Annotated in this window: 21 protein-coding genes, 4 tRNA genes and 1 pseudogene; 24 read left to right on the top strand and 2 right to left on the bottom strand. The window is 44.6% G+C overall.

Features of this window, described 5'->3' with window-relative positions; translation table 11 throughout:
• The first annotated feature begins 140 nt into the window (after window positions 1-140).
• The 20 genes and pseudogenes from E5S67_RS27475 (at window position 141) to E5S67_RS27565 (ending at window position 13,943) form a co-directional block, all read left to right on the top strand.
• Window positions 141-226, top strand: a tRNA-Ser gene (locus tag E5S67_RS27475).
• 558 nt (window positions 227-784) lie between these two features.
• Complete coding sequence (locus E5S67_RS27480; protein ID WP_172191989.1) at window positions 785-1,357, top strand: dihydrofolate reductase family protein; 573 nt, start codon at window positions 785-787, stop codon at window positions 1,355-1,357.
• A gap of 101 nt (window positions 1,358-1,458) precedes the next feature.
• Window positions 1,459-1,530, top strand: a tRNA-Lys gene (locus E5S67_RS27485).
• 349 nt (window positions 1,531-1,879) lie between these two features.
• Window positions 1,880-3,109 (top strand): elongation factor Tu, encoded by a 1,230-nt coding sequence (gene tuf, locus E5S67_RS27490; RefSeq protein WP_172191991.1) that lies wholly within the window; start codon window positions 1,880-1,882, stop codon window positions 3,107-3,109.
• A gap of 111 nt (window positions 3,110-3,220) precedes the next feature.
• Window positions 3,221-3,382 carry a hypothetical protein gene (locus tag E5S67_RS27495; protein ID WP_246277007.1) on the top strand — a complete coding sequence of 54 codons (162 nt, stop codon included), beginning with the start codon at window positions 3,221-3,223 and terminating at the stop codon, window positions 3,380-3,382.
• 139 nt (window positions 3,383-3,521) lie between these two features.
• Window positions 3,522-4,916, top strand: a complete 1,395-nt coding sequence (locus E5S67_RS27500; protein ID WP_172191993.1) for an ankyrin repeat domain-containing protein — start codon at window positions 3,522-3,524, stop codon at window positions 4,914-4,916.
• Between the two features lie 67 nt (window positions 4,917-4,983).
• Complete coding sequence (locus tag E5S67_RS34595) at window positions 4,984-5,163, top strand: hypothetical protein (RefSeq protein ID WP_339382744.1); 180 nt, start codon at window positions 4,984-4,986, stop codon at window positions 5,161-5,163.
• Window positions 5,164-5,208: 45 nt separating this feature from the next.
• Window positions 5,209-5,358: a hypothetical protein gene (locus tag E5S67_RS34600; protein ID WP_339382745.1), complete on the top strand. Its 150-nt coding sequence runs from the start codon at window positions 5,209-5,211 to the stop codon at window positions 5,356-5,358.
• Between the two features lie 197 nt (window positions 5,359-5,555).
• Window positions 5,556-5,747: a hypothetical protein gene (locus E5S67_RS34605; RefSeq protein WP_333033726.1), complete on the top strand. Its 192-nt coding sequence runs from the start codon at window positions 5,556-5,558 to the stop codon at window positions 5,745-5,747.
• 112 nt (window positions 5,748-5,859) lie between these two features.
• Window positions 5,860-6,066, top strand: a pseudogene (locus E5S67_RS27515) (EF-Tu C-terminal domain-related protein); the annotation flags it as partial.
• Window positions 6,067-6,400: 334 nt separating this feature from the next.
• Window positions 6,401-6,474, top strand: a tRNA-Lys gene (locus E5S67_RS27520).
• Window positions 6,475-6,663: 189 nt separating this feature from the next.
• Complete coding sequence (locus tag E5S67_RS27525) at window positions 6,664-7,626, top strand: GNAT family N-acetyltransferase (RefSeq protein ID WP_172191995.1); 963 nt, start codon at window positions 6,664-6,666, stop codon at window positions 7,624-7,626.
• A 628-nt stretch (window positions 7,627-8,254) separates the two neighbouring features.
• Window positions 8,255-8,455, top strand: coding sequence for a hypothetical protein (locus E5S67_RS27530; RefSeq protein ID WP_172191997.1), 201 nt, complete (start codon window positions 8,255-8,257; stop codon window positions 8,453-8,455).
• A 539-nt stretch (window positions 8,456-8,994) separates the two neighbouring features.
• Window positions 8,995-9,062, top strand: a tRNA-Lys gene (locus E5S67_RS27535).
• 373 nt (window positions 9,063-9,435) lie between these two features.
• Entirely contained in the window at window positions 9,436-10,128 is a 693-nt protein-coding gene (locus tag E5S67_RS27540; RefSeq protein WP_172191999.1) for a hypothetical protein, read from the top strand.
• Between the two features lie 53 nt (window positions 10,129-10,181).
• Entirely contained in the window at window positions 10,182-10,703 is a 522-nt protein-coding gene (locus tag E5S67_RS27545) for a hypothetical protein (protein WP_172192001.1), read from the top strand.
• Between the two features lie 27 nt (window positions 10,704-10,730).
• Window positions 10,731-12,170 (top strand): vWA domain-containing protein, encoded by a 1,440-nt coding sequence (locus E5S67_RS27550; RefSeq protein WP_216670749.1) that lies wholly within the window; start codon window positions 10,731-10,733, stop codon window positions 12,168-12,170.
• A 72-nt stretch (window positions 12,171-12,242) separates the two neighbouring features.
• The gene (locus tag E5S67_RS27555; RefSeq protein WP_172192003.1) at window positions 12,243-12,701 is read left to right on the top strand and encodes a DIP1984 family protein; all 459 of its coding nucleotides are present in this window, start codon (window positions 12,243-12,245) and stop codon (window positions 12,699-12,701) included.
• Between the two features lie 236 nt (window positions 12,702-12,937).
• Window positions 12,938-13,093, top strand: coding sequence for a type II toxin-antitoxin system Phd/YefM family antitoxin (locus tag E5S67_RS32765; protein ID WP_216670750.1), 156 nt, complete (start codon window positions 12,938-12,940; stop codon window positions 13,091-13,093).
• 223 nt (window positions 13,094-13,316) lie between these two features.
• On the top strand, window positions 13,317-13,943 hold the full coding sequence (locus tag E5S67_RS27565; protein ID WP_172192005.1) for a Uma2 family endonuclease: 627 nt from the start codon (window positions 13,317-13,319) through the stop codon (window positions 13,941-13,943).
• 73 nt (window positions 13,944-14,016) lie between these two features.
• On the opposite strand, the gene E5S67_RS27570 is transcribed toward E5S67_RS27565, so the two are convergent.
• Window positions 14,017-14,271, bottom strand: a complete 255-nt coding sequence (locus E5S67_RS27570) for a DUF433 domain-containing protein (RefSeq protein WP_172192007.1) — start codon at window positions 14,269-14,271, stop codon at window positions 14,017-14,019.
• Window positions 14,272-14,700: 429 nt separating this feature from the next.
• On the opposite strand from E5S67_RS27570, the gene E5S67_RS27575 reads away from it, so the two are divergent.
• Window positions 14,701-15,048, top strand: coding sequence for a hypothetical protein (locus E5S67_RS27575; RefSeq protein WP_172192009.1), 348 nt, complete (start codon window positions 14,701-14,703; stop codon window positions 15,046-15,048).
• Window positions 15,049-15,183: 135 nt separating this feature from the next.
• Here the strand turns inward: E5S67_RS27575 and E5S67_RS27580 are convergent, their stop codons facing one another.
• On the bottom strand, window positions 15,184-15,576 hold the full coding sequence (locus tag E5S67_RS27580; RefSeq protein WP_172192011.1) for a DUF4189 domain-containing protein: 393 nt from the start codon (window positions 15,574-15,576) through the stop codon (window positions 15,184-15,186).
• Window positions 15,577-15,728: 152 nt separating this feature from the next.
• Here E5S67_RS27580 and E5S67_RS27585 point away from each other — a divergent pair, with 152 nt between their 5' ends.
• From E5S67_RS27585 to E5S67_RS27595, 3 genes are all read left to right on the top strand, one after another.
• A complete protein-coding gene (locus E5S67_RS27585) occupies window positions 15,729-16,556 on the top strand; it encodes a hypothetical protein (RefSeq protein ID WP_172192013.1) in 828 nt (275 codons plus the stop codon).
• Between the two features lie 12 nt (window positions 16,557-16,568).
• Window positions 16,569-17,207, top strand: coding sequence for a ThiF family adenylyltransferase (locus E5S67_RS27590; protein ID WP_172192015.1), 639 nt, complete (start codon window positions 16,569-16,571; stop codon window positions 17,205-17,207).
• Window positions 17,208-17,332: 125 nt separating this feature from the next.
• The gene (locus E5S67_RS27595) at window positions 17,333-17,689 is read left to right on the top strand and encodes a peptidoglycan-binding domain-containing protein (protein ID WP_172192017.1); all 357 of its coding nucleotides are present in this window, start codon (window positions 17,333-17,335) and stop codon (window positions 17,687-17,689) included.
• Window positions 17,690-18,088 lie beyond the last annotated feature (399 nt).

Consider the following 18,088-nt stretch of genomic DNA (forward strand, 5'->3'; position numbering starts at 1 on the left):
AATATGATTCAGGATGTCGCTCATGTTTCTGTCTCAAAAAAGCTTTACGATCTTCTTGTACCACAAAATGTTACTATTTTGGAGATGTCTTGTGTATTAATAATAAAAAATTTTAAGAGTTGTTATACACCCAAAATTTGGGAAGCTGCTGCCGAGAGGACGGCAACCTGTCTCGAACACAGGAGTGCAGTTAACAACTGTAGGGGTTCGACTCCTCCAGCTTCCGTTATTCAACTTGGAAGATGCCGCCGAGAGGACGGCAAGCAATCTTGAAAATTGTGGTGCGGCAGCGATGTCGTAAGGGTTCGATTCCTTCATCTTCCTTTTGACCACCGGGAGCCAGAAAGTACGGCGCTGTGCTGATAACGCAGAGATAGGAGGGGCAGTACCTCTCCGGTGGATTGCTTAGGATTTTATATATAAATAATGGAGAATGATGGTTAATTCTTTTTCACAAGATTTGCTATCATAGACTGAGCAAAATTATGGGGAGGTCGCATAAGTGGAATGGCACCGTAAAAACTTTGGAAAAGCGGCTCCCAAAAGGACGATCGGGTTTGTTGAGTAGGGTAAAAAGTTGCTTAGCGACGTTCCCTGAAAACGCAAACTGGTAGCGGGTTGCGGAGGCACTGAAAGGAATTAACAGTCCGAGATGGGGGCAGTTCCCGTCTGCTTGCGGGCAGTAAGGAAGCGCGTTTCCTGAAAGTTGCTGTCGATCGATGCGGGTTCGAGTCCCGTCCTCTCCATTTGTAGTCTTTTCAGTTTATCAAAAGAAAGGTTAAATATGAGAAAACTAAAATATTACGTTGCTTGCACCGTTGACGGTTTTATTGCTCGCGAAGATGGCTCATTTGATTGTTTTCCTATGGAAGGAGAGCATTTCGCTGATTTGTTCGATTCCTTTCCTGAAACTTTTCCGGCTCACTTTCAGGAAGCACGAGGCATTCGTACAGAGAACAAGCAGTTTGATGCGGTTTTGATGGGACGGCAAACCTATGAGGTAGGGCTAAATGTTGGTGTAACTAATCCTTATCCCAGCTTGAAGCAGTATGTTTTTTCGCGCACTATGGAAGCCAGTCCGGATGAGAATATTGAACTTGTTTCGGACAATCCTGTTGCATTGGTTAAGGAATTGAAAAAAGAAACGGGTAAAGACATCTGGCTCTGCGGTGGTGGCGCTTTAGCGGCAACTCTTTTTTCTGAGATTGACGAGATGATTGTCAAGTTGAATCCGCTAGTTATCGGATCGGGAATTCCGCTTTTTTCCCGTGCACTCGATCCGACAAATTTGGAACTTGCTGATCGCAAAATCTATAGCAACGGTTTCATGTTGCTTCATTATCGAGTGAAGCATTAGCAATCAGGACTTTATTCGTTGGAATTGCTGCGGGCAAGAAACGAGTGAAGTCCTTACTACAAAATGATTTTATAGCACTTGCACAAAAGCTGAGATTTTATGGGTGGTTAGCAAAGCGGTTATGCACCCGGCTTTTAACCGGTACCAGATAGGTTCAACTCCTATACCACCCACTCAATCGATTTTAGATTTTAGATTTTAGATTTTAGATTGAGGGATATCTGTGAGATTTTAGATTGTAGATTGAAGGGCATATTGTTGCATGGCTTCTGCTGCGTTTATCTGCGTTCATCTGCGTTCATCTGCAATTATCTGCGGTTAAAAATCAAAAGCCTGGAAAGTGCGGCTGTGTGGACGGCAACTGGTTTGGAATACCAGCGTGCAGCGAAAGCTGTAGAGGTTCGACTCCTCCCCTTTCCTTTTTAATCATTAGTCATCAGTCATTAGTCATCAATAACAGGCTAAGGACTAAAAACTCATGATTAGAAACCAAAAACAACTCTTAGAGGAGAATCAAATGTAATGTCACGCACCAAATTTGAACGGAACAAACCCCACGTCAATGTCGGTACGATCGGTCACGTTGACCACGGCAAAACAACCCTAACAGCGGCGATTACAATGACGCTGGCTGCACAGGGTCGTGCCAAGGCTAAAAAGTACGATGAAATCGATGCTGCACCGGAAGAAAAACAGCGGGGAATCACGATTAATACGGCTCACGTTGAGTATGAAACTGGCGATCGCCATTACGCTCACGTTGATTGTCCGGGTCACGCTGATTACGTGAAAAACATGATCGTGGGTGCCGCTCAAATGGATGGTGCAATCCTTGTCGTGTCGGCTGCAGATGGTTCGATGCCTCAAACTCGCGAACATATCTTGTTAGCGCGGCAAGTGGGAGTGCCGAAGTTGGTTGTCTTTTTGAATAAGAAAGATATGGTGGACGATGCGGAAATTTTGGAGTTGGTCGAGTTAGAAATTCGCGAACTTCTCAGTTCTTACGGTTTCCCGGGCGATGATATTCCAATTGTCGCAGGTTCGGCACTGAAAGCGCTGGAAAAGATGACTGCTAATCCGAAAATACACCGCGGCGAGGATGAGTGGGTTGATGGCATTTACAATTTGATGGATGCGGTAGATGACTGGATTTCTACGCCCGATCGCGATATTGACAAACCTTTTCTGATGGCTGTTGAAGATGTGTTCTCGATCAAAGGTCGGGGAACTGTCGCCACTGGCAAAATCGAGCGGGGTAAAATCAAAGTCGGCGATACTTTGGAATTGGTGGGAATCCACAACACTCGCACGATAACTGTTATCGGTGTTGAAATGTTCCAGCAAATTCTGGATGAAGGAATGGCTGGAGATAATGTCGGTTTGTTGCTTCGCGGCATCCAAAAAGACGAAATTGAGCGGGGAATGGTGCTTGCTAAACCCGGTTCAATTCAACCTCACACTGAATTCGATTCTGAGGTTTACGTGCTGTCGGAAAAAGAAGGCGGCCGCCGCACTCCTTTCTTTGCGGGATATCGCCCTCAATTCTTCGTGCGGACAACGGATGTTACAGGTACGATCGCATCTTTTACTGCTGATGACGGCAGCGCGATCAACATGGTAATTCCGGGCGATCGGGTGAATATGACTGTGAAGTTGTTGCAGCCGATCGCGATCGAACAAAATATGCGTTTTGCCATCCGCGAAGGCAATCGCACTGTGGGCGCCGGTGTCGTCTCCAAGATTCTCAAGTAGGCAAAAGGGTGATCGGCTAAAATCAGTAAGGTGGGCTTTTGCCCCCCTTACTAATTTTTACGATTATGTTTGAGTTAGCATGAGAGTAATTTAAATTATGAAATTCCCGTTATGAAGATTATTGAGTTAGAAAGCGGGCAGACACTAGATGAGGCGATCGCCCTAGCAAAAGGCGAAGCAGTTGTTTTGCGCCAGCCTGACGGCAAAATGTTTGCCCTCGCGCCAATTGATGATTTTGAAATCGAAGTGGAACTGCTCAAAAAAAATACTTAGTTTATGGCTTTTTTGAAAAACTTATTTCAAAAGAAAGCAACAATTTCACTTAGTTCATTGCGAAAATAGTTAGGATTGTGAAGACAGTCAAACATTGCGACCGTGTTTAATAAGCAATTGAATTTAATCAAATAATACAATGAGTGAGGAATTATGTCAAGCAGTTCGCTATCAGGATTTTGAGAGAGTGATTGCTCTCCTAGAGCGAGGTGACTATATAAATTTCCGAGATGAAAGTTGCTTAGATAGCAGCCCTCTACACCAAGCAATTATAATAAAATCATTCAGGATGGCTGAAATATTAATTGCTAGGGGTGCAGACGTTAACGCACCAGACAGAAGTAACTATACACCTCTACACTTATCTATCCACTATAAAAATATAGAATTAGCAAAATTGCTGATAGACTCTGGTGCTGATGTAAATTTCCGGTGCAATTGTGGATCTATAAACACTCCTTTACACGCCGCAGCTTGGCACAATCAATTCGAGATAGTTGAAGCACTTATTGCTGCTGAAGCAAATATCAATACAGTCAACTCTCTTAACGAAACACCCATTCAGGTTGCCGCTTCTAGGGGACATCGAGAAATTGTCGAACTACTTTTTTCTAAAGGTGCGGTTATTAACACGCACGTTTCTGCTGCGCTCGGTAATATCCAGGATGTTAAGCTTTATCTCGAACAAGGGGGAGATCCAAATGCTCGTATAGTAAGAGAATCTAACGGTCATACTTTGTTGTTCTTCGCAGCAGCAAATAACCAGCTTGAGGTAGCTAAACTACTGATTGAATCCGGTGCCAATGTGAATTATGAATGCGCTCAGGGTTATTATGCCTTAAGCATTGCTTCCAATTGGGGTTTTGTGGAAATGGTGCGGCTATTAATCTATAATGGAGCTAATATTGATGTCGTTACAGATTGGGGTGATGGAGTCTTAGATTTAGCAGTAGATAACGGACACCAAGATGTTGTACAGCTATTCCTACAACGCGGACTTTCCGTAGAAGGAAGTCCTCATAGCTGGAATGGAAATCTTATCGATCGAGCCGCTGCTGGAGGACGAAAAAATCTTATTGAGTTTTTACTTTCTCAAGGAGGAACAATTAGCAAAAAAGCAATTCACTATGCTGCTGAACAGGGACATAAAGCCGTTGTAGAACTTTTAATCACTTGTGGAGTTGATGTCAATGCTAAAGACTATAGCGAAAATACAGCTTTACACAAAGCAGCTCTAGAGGGACATTTGGAAATTGCGCAACTCCTCTTAATTTCAGGAGCATATGTCAATGCTAGAGATAATAACGGAGATACACCCTTACACAAAGCTGTTTTACTCGGTCATTTAAAGATTGTACGATCGCTGTTAGCTTCGGGAGCAATGGTGAATCCACAAAATCAAAGGGGCTGTACCCCTATTCAATTGGCTGATTGCAGAAATTATCGAGATATATTTGATGTTTTGCTCGCTCACTCGCTCAAAATAGGATTAAATCTGCGATCGGCTGATAAGAAGCGATGTAAATCATTGTAAGATTTTACTGCAACAGACTCCTTATTTTATAAGGTATTATAGAAGCGATCGCCCACAAATTACGATTATGAATTCGACACCAAGCACTCAAACAAGCATTATCCGAACAGGACGCGGACTGACGATCCGAGGTACGCGCATCACCCTATACGACGTGATGGATTATGTCACCGCCAGTTATCCGCCAAAATTGATTCGCGAAAAGCTTTGTCTCACAGACGAACAAGTCAATGTCGCCTTTTCTTAGATTGAAGCAAATCGCGCTCAAGTAGAGGCCGAGTATCAAGAAGTTTTGCAAATACGGGAGGAAAATCGACAGTATTGGGAAGAGCGAAATCGCGAACATTTTGCTCGCATCGCTCAACTGCCACCGAAACCAGGTACAGAAGCTCTCTGGGCAAAACTCCAAGCACAGAAAGCAAGGCACGCATCAAACGCATGAGTTTTTTGATAGAGCACAATCTTGAGGGACACGCCGTTATACTCTGAGGAAATATTGCCAATCAGGGCTGGCTTGCTCTCTTACCTATCCGCTTTGTTACCTTTGAAGAAGTTGGGCTATCAGTTGATAGTGACGATCGCATTGTCTGGCGATTTGCCAAAGAAAGCCAGATGATTTTGCTGACCGCAAATCGAACTATGAAAGGAGAAGACTCCCTAGAACAGGTGCTTCGTGAAGAAAACACGCCCGATTCATTTCCCGTGCTGACAATCGGAAATGTTGATAGAATCGACGATCGCGATTATCGAAATCGATGTGCCGATAGAATAGTTGAGATTGCGCTCGATATCGAGCAATACATGGGGGTTGGTCGGCTATTTATCCCGTGAACCATCAAGCCTAGTTTACGTTCCATATATTGTAGGGGCGGGTTCACCAGTATTCTGAAATTCAAAGCCAACAAATTCATAAACCCGCCCCGCCATATCTTTGTGTCACTAATTTATGCGGACAACGGATGTTACAGGTACGATCGCATCTTTTACTGCTGATGACGGCAGCGCGATCAACATGGTAATTCCGGGCGATCGGGTGAATATGACTGTGAAGTTGTTGCAGCCGATCGCGATCGAAAAAAATATGCGTTTTGCCATCCGCGAAGGCAATCGCACTGTCGGCGCCGGTGTCGTCTCCCGAATTCTGAAGTAGACGCTTTCGGAACCAATTAGAATCAGTAGGGTGGGCGAAAGTCCACCTTACTAATTAATTCACAGCAAATTTTTCTGTGTGGATGCAGTAGATCGCCAAGATGGAGTCAAGCGAATTGTCTAGATTGGAGATGGCCAAGTATTAGATTTGGTTGGATGGTCTGCCGAACGTTTTGCACAACTCTGGGGAGGTGCTTGAGGTCGATCGCGCTTAAATCAAATGTGGAATCAGGCCGATCAAACTTACATTAAATATTGGAGTAAGGGCGATCGCCACAAATTTATACAAAAATAGTTGAATTTTCAGAACAGTTGTGTTATATTAGCCTAGATGCGGGAGTATAGCTCAGTTGGTTAGAGCAGGTGACTCTTAATCTCAAGGTCGAAGGTTCAAGTCCTTCTACTCCCATCCCAAATCTGGAACCCAAATTTATCGAAACTCACGAGTGCAATCAACTGCTGTAGAGGTTGGATGCGTCTGGGTGTTTGCGTTGTGGAATTTTTAATGTCGATCGACAGATCGGATCTGTCGATCGATAAAAGTGCGATCGCCCAAGCTATTTTTAAACTGAATAACAACAGGAAATGGTGATTAGCTATGATGGCAAATCTCTCGGGGCGCTGCTATGCGGGCGATCGCGATTTAGAGGCGATCGCACATTTAATCAATACTTGCGAAAAAGTCGATCGGCTCGATGAAGGTACTTCCATCTCGGAATTGCAACAAGAATTTAACGCGCCATTTCTAGACAAAGCCCGCGATATCCGCCTTTGGGAAGATGCTGAGGGAAAATTAATCGGTGTCGCTCGGTTGTGGATTTCTGAACCAGGGGAAGTAATTGACGGTTTCCTGTTGTTTCGCGTTCACCCCGACGCGCGCGGAGGTGATGTGGAAGCAGCGGCGATCGCCTGGGGTGAAGTGCGGATGCGCGAAGTGTCTGTGATGCGGGGTTCACCCGTGAAGCTCAGATCCTCGGCTCGCGCTGAGGATGGCGATCGCATTTCATTGCTGACAAGTAATGGTTTCAAGGCCGATCGCTATTTTTACCGAATGGCGCGATCGCTCTCTGAACCGATCCCAGAACCGCACTTCCCCGAAGGTTTCGCCCTGCGTCAGTTCCCCGGCGAACAGGATGCGGAAGCTTGGGTAGAAATGTTCAACCAGTCATTTATCGATCACTGGAATCATCACAATTTAACAGTGGATCAATTTAAGCACGAGTTAGCTAAACCCGATTACAGAAATGATTTAGACTTGATTGCTGTTGCTGATGACGGCACATTTGTCAGTTTTTGTTACTGCGAGATTAGTGTGCAAAAGTGCGATCGTACCGGGCGCAATGAAGGCTGGATTGGTTGTCTCGGCACTAGGCGCGGCTTCCGCAAAATGGGATTGGGACGAGCGATGTTGCTCGCTGGTTTGCATCGACTAAAAGCTGCCGGTGTGGCTACTGCTATTCTCGGCGTCGATGCTGAAAATTCCTCAGGTGCATTGCGTCTTTACGAGTCTGCTGGTTTCCACAATATTCGCAAAAGCATTTCCTATGTTAAGGATGTTTGATCGATGTTACAGTTCGCGATCGCGCTTTGACCCAAGAAACCCGGTTTTTTACCGGATCTGCGGGTAGCAACGAAACATTTTCCTGAAAAAACCTGGTTTCTCGCCACTCGTGTAAGTTTTATCTAAAAAACTTTTGCTACCCCCTTGACACTTGTGTAGTATATTTGTAGTATGTAAATATGGAAAGCGCAGGACAAGCAAAAACCTGTATTTTTCGTGCAAATTCTGAACCTTGACAACTAAATATTGCTCAAAATTTCAAGGAACATCAATTTGAAAGTCTTGCAATACAGACTCGATTGTCATGTTGTTACTTTATACGAAACTGTTCGGTTACAAACTGACTCGCCCCGAGTCAGATGTCGTACGAAATCAGTCTAATTTCAACGAATTTCATGCGGATTCAGAACAGACAAGTTCTGCCAGATTTCAATCAACCAAAAAGGCTGAGGAAATCCGCAAAATCAAACAAGCTTATCATTTAGAACGGCGCTTATTTTAGTAAAGATTATCATATTTCGTGAATCTTTACCGATACTGGCAATTTGCTAAGTCTCACAAAAAGCCAAAGTCGAGAGCAGATAAGCTACCAATCCCAAATTCAAAATTGCTCTAGGAGGTATCGGTAATGGTTCACATTCGTTTTGAAGGACGTTCATATGACTTGGCAGAAAACCAAGTGGGTATCGCGGCAGGAATGAGCGATCGAGCTATTAAAGAACGTCTGGCCAACCATTTTGATGTCAAGGGCGATCGCTTCGAGTCTTACGTTCTCGATCGGCGTCCCAGCGGCGATTTAATTGTCCGCCCAGAAGCCGTTTACGGCTAGAAATTCACTTTGATTCCGCGCCCCAATTCGAGAAGCCTACACACATTAGGGTTCTAGCTCTGAAAAGATTGCGGGTTCGAGTCCCGCTGAAGGCTTCGGCCTTTATGGTGGAATGGTAGACACACTAGAAACTGTCCAAAGCTTTTTATACTTGCGCGGAACAAAAATTTCATCAGCTATTAGGGGGCGCACCCCAACTAAAGAAGCTTACAAACTGGCAACGTTCGACTAAACATCGAATAGTAGGTTCGATTCCTACCTCGCCGCGAGGCGCAAAAAAAACAAAGCTTCTCTGACTTGTGCGCTGCCTCTTATACCTGAATTTTTTAGAGTTGAAAAACAGCTACACCGCACCCCAACAGTTAAAGCTTACACACTTTTTGGTCTTCTAAACCAAAGGTAATAGGTTCGACTCCTATCATCCCCGCCTCGGGGATGTAGCTCAACGGATAGAGCACATAATGTCAATAGCTTTAGCGACTTGTGCGGGGTATCTGTCAGGTAGTGAAAAAACACTTCGCGTCCTAACTGAGGAAGCTTACATACTAGCTCATGGTAGAGCAATTCCCTCTTAAGGAAAAGGTCGCGGGTTCAACTCCTGCGTATGAACAACGGCTTTCTTGACTTGCGCGAAGTGATTTTCACTATTATAAATAGTCACCATGATTTAGCAATTAGTCTCGATGTTTAAAAATCCTGTTCCGCGCCCTCACAAATGAAGCGAATACACACAAAATCCATCCGATTGGTCGCAGGTTCAAATCCTGCCAGTCCCTTTTAAGGGACTGTAGCTCAGGGGTAGAGCGTTCGGCCTGTCAAAACGCTTTGCTAACTTGCGCGGAACATCTCATATCAAATCCGGTTTCAATATCTCCTTTCTTAGTCTCTTAAAGAGAAATTTTGTTTGACTATTGATCGGTTTCAACCAAGTACGCAATGAATTTTTAACGCTGATTTAGTATCTTAGGCAAAGTTGACTTATGAGCGAACATCGCTTAGCTGAAAATGTCATTGAGCGGCCTCGTGGAGGGTTGAGAATCAGCTCAAGAAAGGTAAAAGGGCAAAAAACATCTCTGGTAAAACTAACTGAAGAAGCTACTACAGATGGACTGCTTAGCCCCTACTTAATTAAGCCTAGAAACAAGACAAAATGGTTTTCCGATTGTCTGGGCCCGCTGTACCAATGGCTGCAATCTCATGTAGGTCAGTATTGGGATGATGTTTACAGCAAACTGTGTCAAATTCTCGATATCACTACTTTATCCGGCCAACATATTCTCTCTCACGTATGGGGCTATGTGGAACGGAATGCTGTGTTAATTGATGGGGTTCCTTATCGAAAAAAACGTGGATTTTATGGTACAGATATTCCTCTTGGTTATTGGTACAAGCAACTTTATATCCATCCTGAGACTGGAATTCTTTGTTTAGCTAAGAGAATTCCGAAAGTACCTAAAAAAAAGCCAGATGATTTTGTATTCGTAGATGCTTATCATCATTATCGCAAAATAGATGATTTGTGGTATGCGTTCGAGCTAGCAGATATTGAACCCTTGGCAATAAACACAAATAAATCTTCTGTGAACCGGGAGAAGTACGTTGCGAGCAAACGTCAGTGCAACAAAAAACAAATTAAGTTAATTATGGAACAAATAGCTAAAACTAAGGACTGAAGTCCTGACTGCAAACGAAAGATGTGAAAGTGGTGAGAAAGGAGAATTAAATTATGAAAACTACAACTATAATTTACCGATCGCCCAAGGAGATAGACAGTCTGATTCATGCTTTCCAAGAATGCAGCTTGCCGCGAAGTCAATGGACGCACGAAGCGCATTTAACCGTTGCCCTGTGGTATCTGTTTTATGACTCCGAGCAAGAAGCAATCAATGCGATTCGCAATGGCATTAAACTTTACAACTCGGTTCAAGGAATTGAAACCACAAAAAACAGCGGGTATCACGAAACGCTAACGCTGTTTTGGGTGCGAATTGTTCGCCGGTATCTCGCCGATGAAAGTCACAATCGCTCGATCGTACATCTGGCTAACGGTTTGATTGCAAAATATGCCGATTCCCTACGGGATAGCTCCGCTTCACGCACTTTACCATTTCGCTATTACACCCGCGATCGCCTGATGTCCTGGGAAGCCAGAAATAGCTGGGTTGAACCCGATTTGAAGCCCCTCGAATCCGAAACAGCCAGGGATTTCAATCCATCGCGGAATGAGGCGATAAGCACAAAATATTAGTTAACAATCAAAATGGGAGATTGTACAATGAATATGAATGCAGCCGAGCGCGATTTACGTTTGGAAATGCTCAACAGTCTGCTCACCACTCCTCACCGTGTATTAGAAAAAGTAGCAGAAATTCACAAGTTAATTATCGAATTAGACCCAATTTTTTACGGTCATTTAGCAGTGTGGTATCAGCGTCACGGCGACGTGCGCGATCACAAGGAAGTTTTTGCCGGAAACTTGCTAACTTCGGCGCTGACGGAACACCGAGATGCCGGTTTTATGATGCTGCAAGAGTTCCCTCCCTACGAGGTTTCGCGGATTGTGGACTTTATGAAGCAGCACCAGAATAAGGTGCCCCGCAGCGCGCGCACTGCTGTCACTCGCTATCTGAAATCGCGGGAAAAGAATCCGCAGTTTTTCGATCGCGCCGCCATCCGCAACCGCAAGGCGATGAAGCATTTGTACGCAACGCTGCACGTCAAGCCGAGCGATCGCGCTAACGCTATTCTCTTCAAAGACAATCCGCCGGAAGACTCTCTGGCATTCGTTTTGAAGCAGTTAGCCAAGGCGGCGACACCTGCGGAACAGGCGAATTTGATTGTGGAGTACAAGATTCCGTATACGATCGCAGTTGGTGCGATCAGACAGCTAACGCCAACGGTTTTAGCCGCGCTCATTAACTCGATGTCGCCGCAGGAAGTTATCAACAATTTGAAATCGATTCAGTCGCGCGGCGCGATGGATCACGCGGAAGTCAAGCAGTTGATTGACTCGAAGCTGGATGAAGCGGCAAAGTGCGATCGGGTTTCTGCTTACAAAGCGAGTGTTGCGGGTGCGGGCGCGAACTTCGACGCAGCAACGGCGGCGAAGCTGGAAGCGGTGACAAACGAACAGGTGAAGAAGCGCGGCAAGATTGCAAAAGCAACCGGTTTGTTGATTGACAAGTCTGGTTCGATGGAAAGTGCGATCGAAGTCGGGAAGCGTCTCGCTGCCTTGATTTCCGGCATTTCCGAGGCTGCACTGTTTGTCTACGCCTTTGACACGATGCCGTATCCAGTGCAAGCAAACGGCAGCGAATTGACAGACTGGGAACGCGCTTTCAAGCACATTCACGCTGGCGGCGGCACAAGTTGCGGTTGCGCGGTGGAAGCAATGCGAATTAAAAAGCAGGTTGTCGAGCAATTCATCATGGTGACAGATGAAGGCGAAAACTCTTCACCTTATTTTGCAGATGCTTATCAGAATTACTGCCGCAGTTTGGGGGTAATTCCTGATGTTGTGATTGTGCGAGTTGGTGCTTGGTGCGAATATGTCCAGAAGCAATTGAAGGACAAACAAGTATCGGTGGAAACCTTTACTTTTGCGGGTGATTATTACTCTTTGCCGAATTTAGTGCCGATGTTGAGCCGTCCTTCGCGGCTGGAATTGTTGATGGAAATTCTGGACACGTCCCTGCCTGTGAGGGATGATAAGTAAATTGTAGGGTGCGCACTGCGCACCTTACTTATTATATGCTAAAATTGGCACGGAGCTGAAGGACAAGACACTATGAAACTAGCTGAAGCTTTAATTTTAAGAGCTGACTGTCAAAAAAGAATGGAACAACTGCGAGCCAGATTGACAAGAAGTGCTAAAGTACAGGAAGGAGAAGAACCTCCAGAAAATCCCCAAGCACTGATGAGCGAAATAGATGCTGGGGTGCAAGAGCTGGAAGACTTAATTAAAAAAATTAACAAAACTAATTCGCTGACAACTCTGGAAGATGGAGTGACTTTATCGGATGCTTTAGCCAAGAGAGATGTTCTCGCCCTCAAGCGCGGCATCTACAATTATGTAGTTGACGCAAGCGCTTTGAGGCAAGACCGCTATACTCGATCGGAAGTCAAATTTTTCAGTACGATCGACGTTGGTGAACTGCAAACGCAAATGGATCGAATGTCTAGACAGTATCGGGAGTTAGATACTAAAATACAGCAAGCAAACTGGAATACTGAACTTATTGATTGAGCAAGTTGGTAGCCAATGCAATAGAAGCGAGCACAATCCCCCAACAGGATTAAGTTGGATCGGCTTTTTGCTGATGGCATGAGGGGCCATATGCTAAAACCTCACAAATTAAGCCCAATATTGTCACAAGCGTACAGGGCATTGTTAAAGTTACTACCGCGTGCTGGTCTATTGATATTGGTGAGGGTGGGTTAGGGGTTTCTTGCTCAATTGCAAAAAATATTGGGAATTCCAGTATGATGTCAACTCAAATTACCTCCGCTGAAGCTGAAGCAAATTTAGAAAATCTCTGCGATCGCGCTGTTGAAACTGGGGACGTAATAGTTATTACTAGACCAAACGGCAAAAATGCGGTTTTGATTTCTGAGGCAGAATTAAAAAGTTTGCTATAAACGCTTTATTTGCTGAGTTCGCCTGCAAATGCAACTCGTTTGTTAACGGCACTGAAGCGAGCTAAATCAAGAGTCGTTCAACCTCAGAAACTCCATGAAGTTTGCAAAAAATTTGGGATTAATCAAGAGGATGATAGTGAAAATGAGGTAGCGATCGCCAGTTAAACCATTGATGACAGAATCACAATCTTCTACTATACTCTAAACTCGGGAGGAGCAGTTGGTGACTTCAATATTAATCAAAGATTTAGCAACCGAATTAGAAATTTTCACCGAAGATCCCGTGGAAAGATTTATTACCAGCGGGGTAAGTTGGCAACAGTATGAACAACTACTGACTAAACTCGGAGATAGTCCTTGGTATCGGGTTACTTATTTAGATGAAGTGCTGGAAATTATGTCCCCAAGTCGCCGTCACGATCGAGATAAAACCAATATTGGGATGCTGCTAGAAGCGTATTTTCAAGAAACACGGACTCGGTTTTGGGGATTGGGTTCAACTACCTTCCGCATTCAAGCAAAAAAGGGCGGTACAGAACCGGATGAGTGCTATTGTATCGGTACAGAAAAAGAATTTCCTGATTTAGCGATCGAGGTTGTACTCAGCAGTGGCGGCCTGGACAAGTTAGCAGTTTACAAAAAGCTCGGAATCAGAGAGGTTTGGTTCTGGAGAAATCGTCGCTTTGAGGTTTATCATCTTCGGGGAGAGGAATATGAAAAAATGCAGCAAAGCGAGTTGTTGCCGAATTTAGATTTATCACTGATTGCAGAGTATGTACAACGCCCCGACCCCCTTGAGGCGGTGTTGGAGTTTCGAGAAAGAGTTAGAGAAAATTTAAGGGGAAGTTGAGATTTAATATCAATCTTTACTACCAAACATCTCCCTCAATATTCTCAAGCGACAACTTTTTACCTTTTTTCAATTATTCTCTACTTTGAGCGATAATTTCTTGTAATTCTGGATTAGCAATGGATGACACTAACTGGGAATCCGCAGCAGCCAAAGCCGCGCGCAACTTTTCGGAAGTCAGTGCAGGATATTTCTCTAACACCTGCTGTTCCGTCCATCCCGCAGCAAAGAGGCCAAGCAAGAATTCTACAGACAATCGAGTTTCTGGCGCTGCTGGTTGACTTGTTGAAGCTTTCGGGTGTGGATGAATGAGCTTTCGCCAGTCCATTGTTTTACTTAAACGATTGGGGAAGATTCCGCCGATTATACTGCATTTGGGTACAGTAAAAACACTGACCTCGTTGACTGACTTTGTAACAGTGCCACCGCAGGTCATACCATTTTAGATTTTAGATTTTGGATTTTAGATTGGGAAGCACTGAGGAATTAAGGGTTTGAAGCTTGGCTAGAGTCGCATTTTTTTTGAACTGGTGTCATTTCGCGGTTTTGCGATTAAATTGTTATTACGATCGCAGTACAGCACTTTCTTATAGAGTAGAGTGATGGGGTAGCGACGGGGCGATCGCCCTTTTTCCTTTTGTCCGTTTCAATACCAAACCGCGTTAGCGAAGCCCTCGAAGAGGATCGTACTAAATCTCAACCCACTGTGTAACCGACGGTGTAGCCCACAATACAACTACTTTAACTTCTTAAAACTATGGGAAAAAAGTCGAAAGCCAAAAAATCCCAGGTCAAAAAACCCAGTTTGCTCTGCCAGCGACTGCAAGAAGCTCTCGATCGAGGCAGCAAAGTTTGGATTAAAACAAATAATAGCAGTTTCGGCGGCATCCCGATTAATTTGTTCGGGGAGTTTGCGGAACTTTTGGTGATAGTTCCCCCTCACGAACAGGCGGAAAACATCGATGCTTACGGACAAGTTACGTGGCTGATTCGAGTCTCTGATATTATTGCACTCGCTTACCCTACTGAATACTGGTCTAAAGATAGATTAGAAAGTTTGCTGCCACCTGATGCAGTTACTTCCGAAGTAGGAGATTCACTGTAAGGCGCGCAATGCGCACCCAAATTTTAGCGGATTTGTATTTGGTAAGGTGCGCAATGCGCACCCTACACTTCCTATTTTCTAAGCGGTTTTACGAACGAAAATATACACCGCTTGGCTCAATTTTTATCAATTTAATTAGTTGTTGCAAGCTGAAAGTTGGACTTTACAGTTGCCGCCATCTAGTTCGCTGCAACCGGCGAGAGCTTGAGCTTCTGCTGCTGCTTTATCGTCGCCCCATCCCGCACCTGCTCCTCCTTTGCCTACTGCGATCGCTCCACAATTATTACTATTAGATGTCAGGGGTTCGCAGTCGTTAGCACCTTCGCTTTGTTCATTGCAGACGGCTACTGCTGCGTTTAGCGCTTCTTTCTCTGTAGCATGATCCCAACTAATACCAGTGGCGTCAGAAGTCGGAGAATAAGCAGTAGCTCCATAGGTGTCCTGAGCTTTAGCTACCTGGACTGAGCCAAAAAGAGGAAGTGTCAAAGCTGTCACTACAACCAACTTAGAAAAGAGCTTTTGCAGCATATTTACTTGAGATATCTACAAGGTTAAATTTGGAGGTTCGCTCAATATTAGATTAGGATATTCATTGCTGTCAACACTCTTTACAAATATTTATATTTGTTAAATTAAAAGTGTGTTCTGTAAAAAAAAGTAAGATTACGGAGGTCAATTCAGTGGCAGATATCCGCAAAATCCTCAGCCAACTCGCGGCTAAAGAAGGGCAGCTACTCGATACCCAATTCCTGGCTCCCTGCGTGTGCGGGGGAAGCGTGCGGATAAGGGTTAGCTCAATGATTTATACTTTTCAACCGCAGCCGCGAAACTTTGAAGGATGGGCTATTTTTGAACCAATTAATGAGAAAATTGCTGCGGTGATTGAGGAGCCGAGTTTGCCGCAAGTGGCAGAGTATTTGCAACTGCTCGTACCCGTTCGCTTGCAGTTGGCTTGCTTGTTGCAAGGGCAAACTTGGCTGGCTTATCCTGTTAACGAATCTGATGCTAAACAGCGCACTGGTGTTGCGAAACCCGTACCAGTTCATTTAGTAACTGAAGGTTCGCAGTTTGAGCCGATTGTTGCGCGGTGGGACGGTCATTGTTTGTGGCTTGAAGAGATTGACAGGCGCGCCGATCCGCTGCCGTCTGAGGAATTGAAAGCAGCTTTAAAAAAGTTGATTTTGCCTCAAGAAGTTCGCTTTAAAGGGATGACGCCAGAAATGCGAACAGTTTACGAATTAGTATCCCGAAATATTAAAGATTTCGATCCGAAAGTGCGGGAAGAAAAGCACTTGCAGCGGGCGTTGAAAATGGGCGGCGGTGAATTGCGGGATTTTTGCGATCGCGAAAATTATTGGCTGGTTGAATGGACTAGCGGGAGTGGAGAACACCACACTTCTGCGATCGCCAAAAATGATTTGACAGTTATGAGTGCGGGGATTTGTCTCAGCGGATTGGACAAAGACTTCGACTTGCATTCATTGGTTGGAGTAGTCGAAAATCGCTAATTCTTGATTACCATGAGTATATTTTTTCACGAACAACTTTACAGAAGTGCCGCAGTGATGTCGCTGGTAAAAAATTTCCCGGTAACGGTGTGCGGCGCGGGCGCTTTGGGTGCGAATATTACAGAAAGTCTGGCGCGATCGGGCTTTTGTCAGTTAAAAGTCATCGATCGCGATCGCATCGAGGAACGCAACCTTTCCACTCAACCCTATTATCGATCGGACATCGGCGCATTCAAAGCCAAAATTCTCGCCAACAACCTCTACCGTGCTTTGGGAGTCAGCATTGACCCTCACTCAAAAGAATTGACGCCTGCAAATGCCGATCGGCTGCTGACCAACAGCGCCACAGTCATCGATACTTTTGATAACAGTATCGGCCGACAAGCAGTCAAGGATTACTGTGCCAGTGTCTCCCTTCCCTGCGTGCACGTCGGATTAGCTGCCGATTACTCCGAAATAATTTGGAACCAACACTATCGGATTCCTTCAGCGGCGAATGATGACGTTTGCGATTACCCGCTGGCTAGAAACTTGGTAATGCTGACAGTTGCAGTTGCCTGCGAAGTAATTGTTACCTTTGCTGGTACCCAAGAGCAACAAAATTTAACTTGCACGATCGGAGATTTTGCAGTAAAGCCACTTATATTGTAAAATGTCGGTTGACTGTTGCCAGAAACCCGGTCGAGATTGGATACGTCCATCCCAGAAACCCGGTTTCTTACTCTCAAACAATCGTCCAACTTGCAAAAAACGCTTGAAAATTTAACAGGGAAAGTATGGCAGGATCGCAGACTTTTTATTTTGTACTAGCAATTCTCGGTCTATTAGTTTTGACTGGCGCAAATGGAGCCAACTATGCAGCGGGCGACGCAGTTTGCCACACTAATGATTGCCATAGACCAGAGGTGAGACACCATAAAAGGATTTTAAAATGCGGCTCGAAAGGGCACGATGTGAAGAAACTGCAAAAGTTGTTGAACGCGCGGGGCTTGTCCCCACACCCGATCGTAATTGATGGCGTTTTCGGTCCGACAACCGAAAATGCAGTGAAAAGATTTCAGCGGCAAGCTCATATTCCTGTAGACGGAGTTGTGGGAGGCAAAACTTGGGACAGACTGTTTGCTAGTTCGTAACTTGAAGCACCGGACAACAAAGGTTCCTAAGTCAGTCGATTTTAGATTTTAGATTTTAGATTTTAGATTTACTCGATAACAGATGAATCTGGAAGCTTAAACTCTGTAATCTAATTTTTTTTTTTGACCCTCGATAGCCTCGGAAAGCAAGTACCTGTGTTTGGGTGGAGTCATCTTTGGTAATAATTAATCCCTGGATTTGTAGTTGCACATCAAGTAGATTTTGTGCAACTACAGATACCTAAATTGCCATCAAGAATCAATGGCTAACTAGATTGGTAATGAATGAAGTTTTAGATTTTTGGTTCGTATCGGCTCAATAAATAGAGGGAGCAGTTATTCTAGTTGCCAAGACAAGCCCAAGGGATGAAGAGAAGATTTTTCGCGAATAATAGTAGA

This window comes from Microcoleus asticus IPMA8 (genome assembly GCF_013179805.1).
Taxonomy (GTDB): domain Bacteria; phylum Cyanobacteriota; class Cyanobacteriia; order Cyanobacteriales; family Microcoleaceae; genus Microcoleus; species Microcoleus asticus.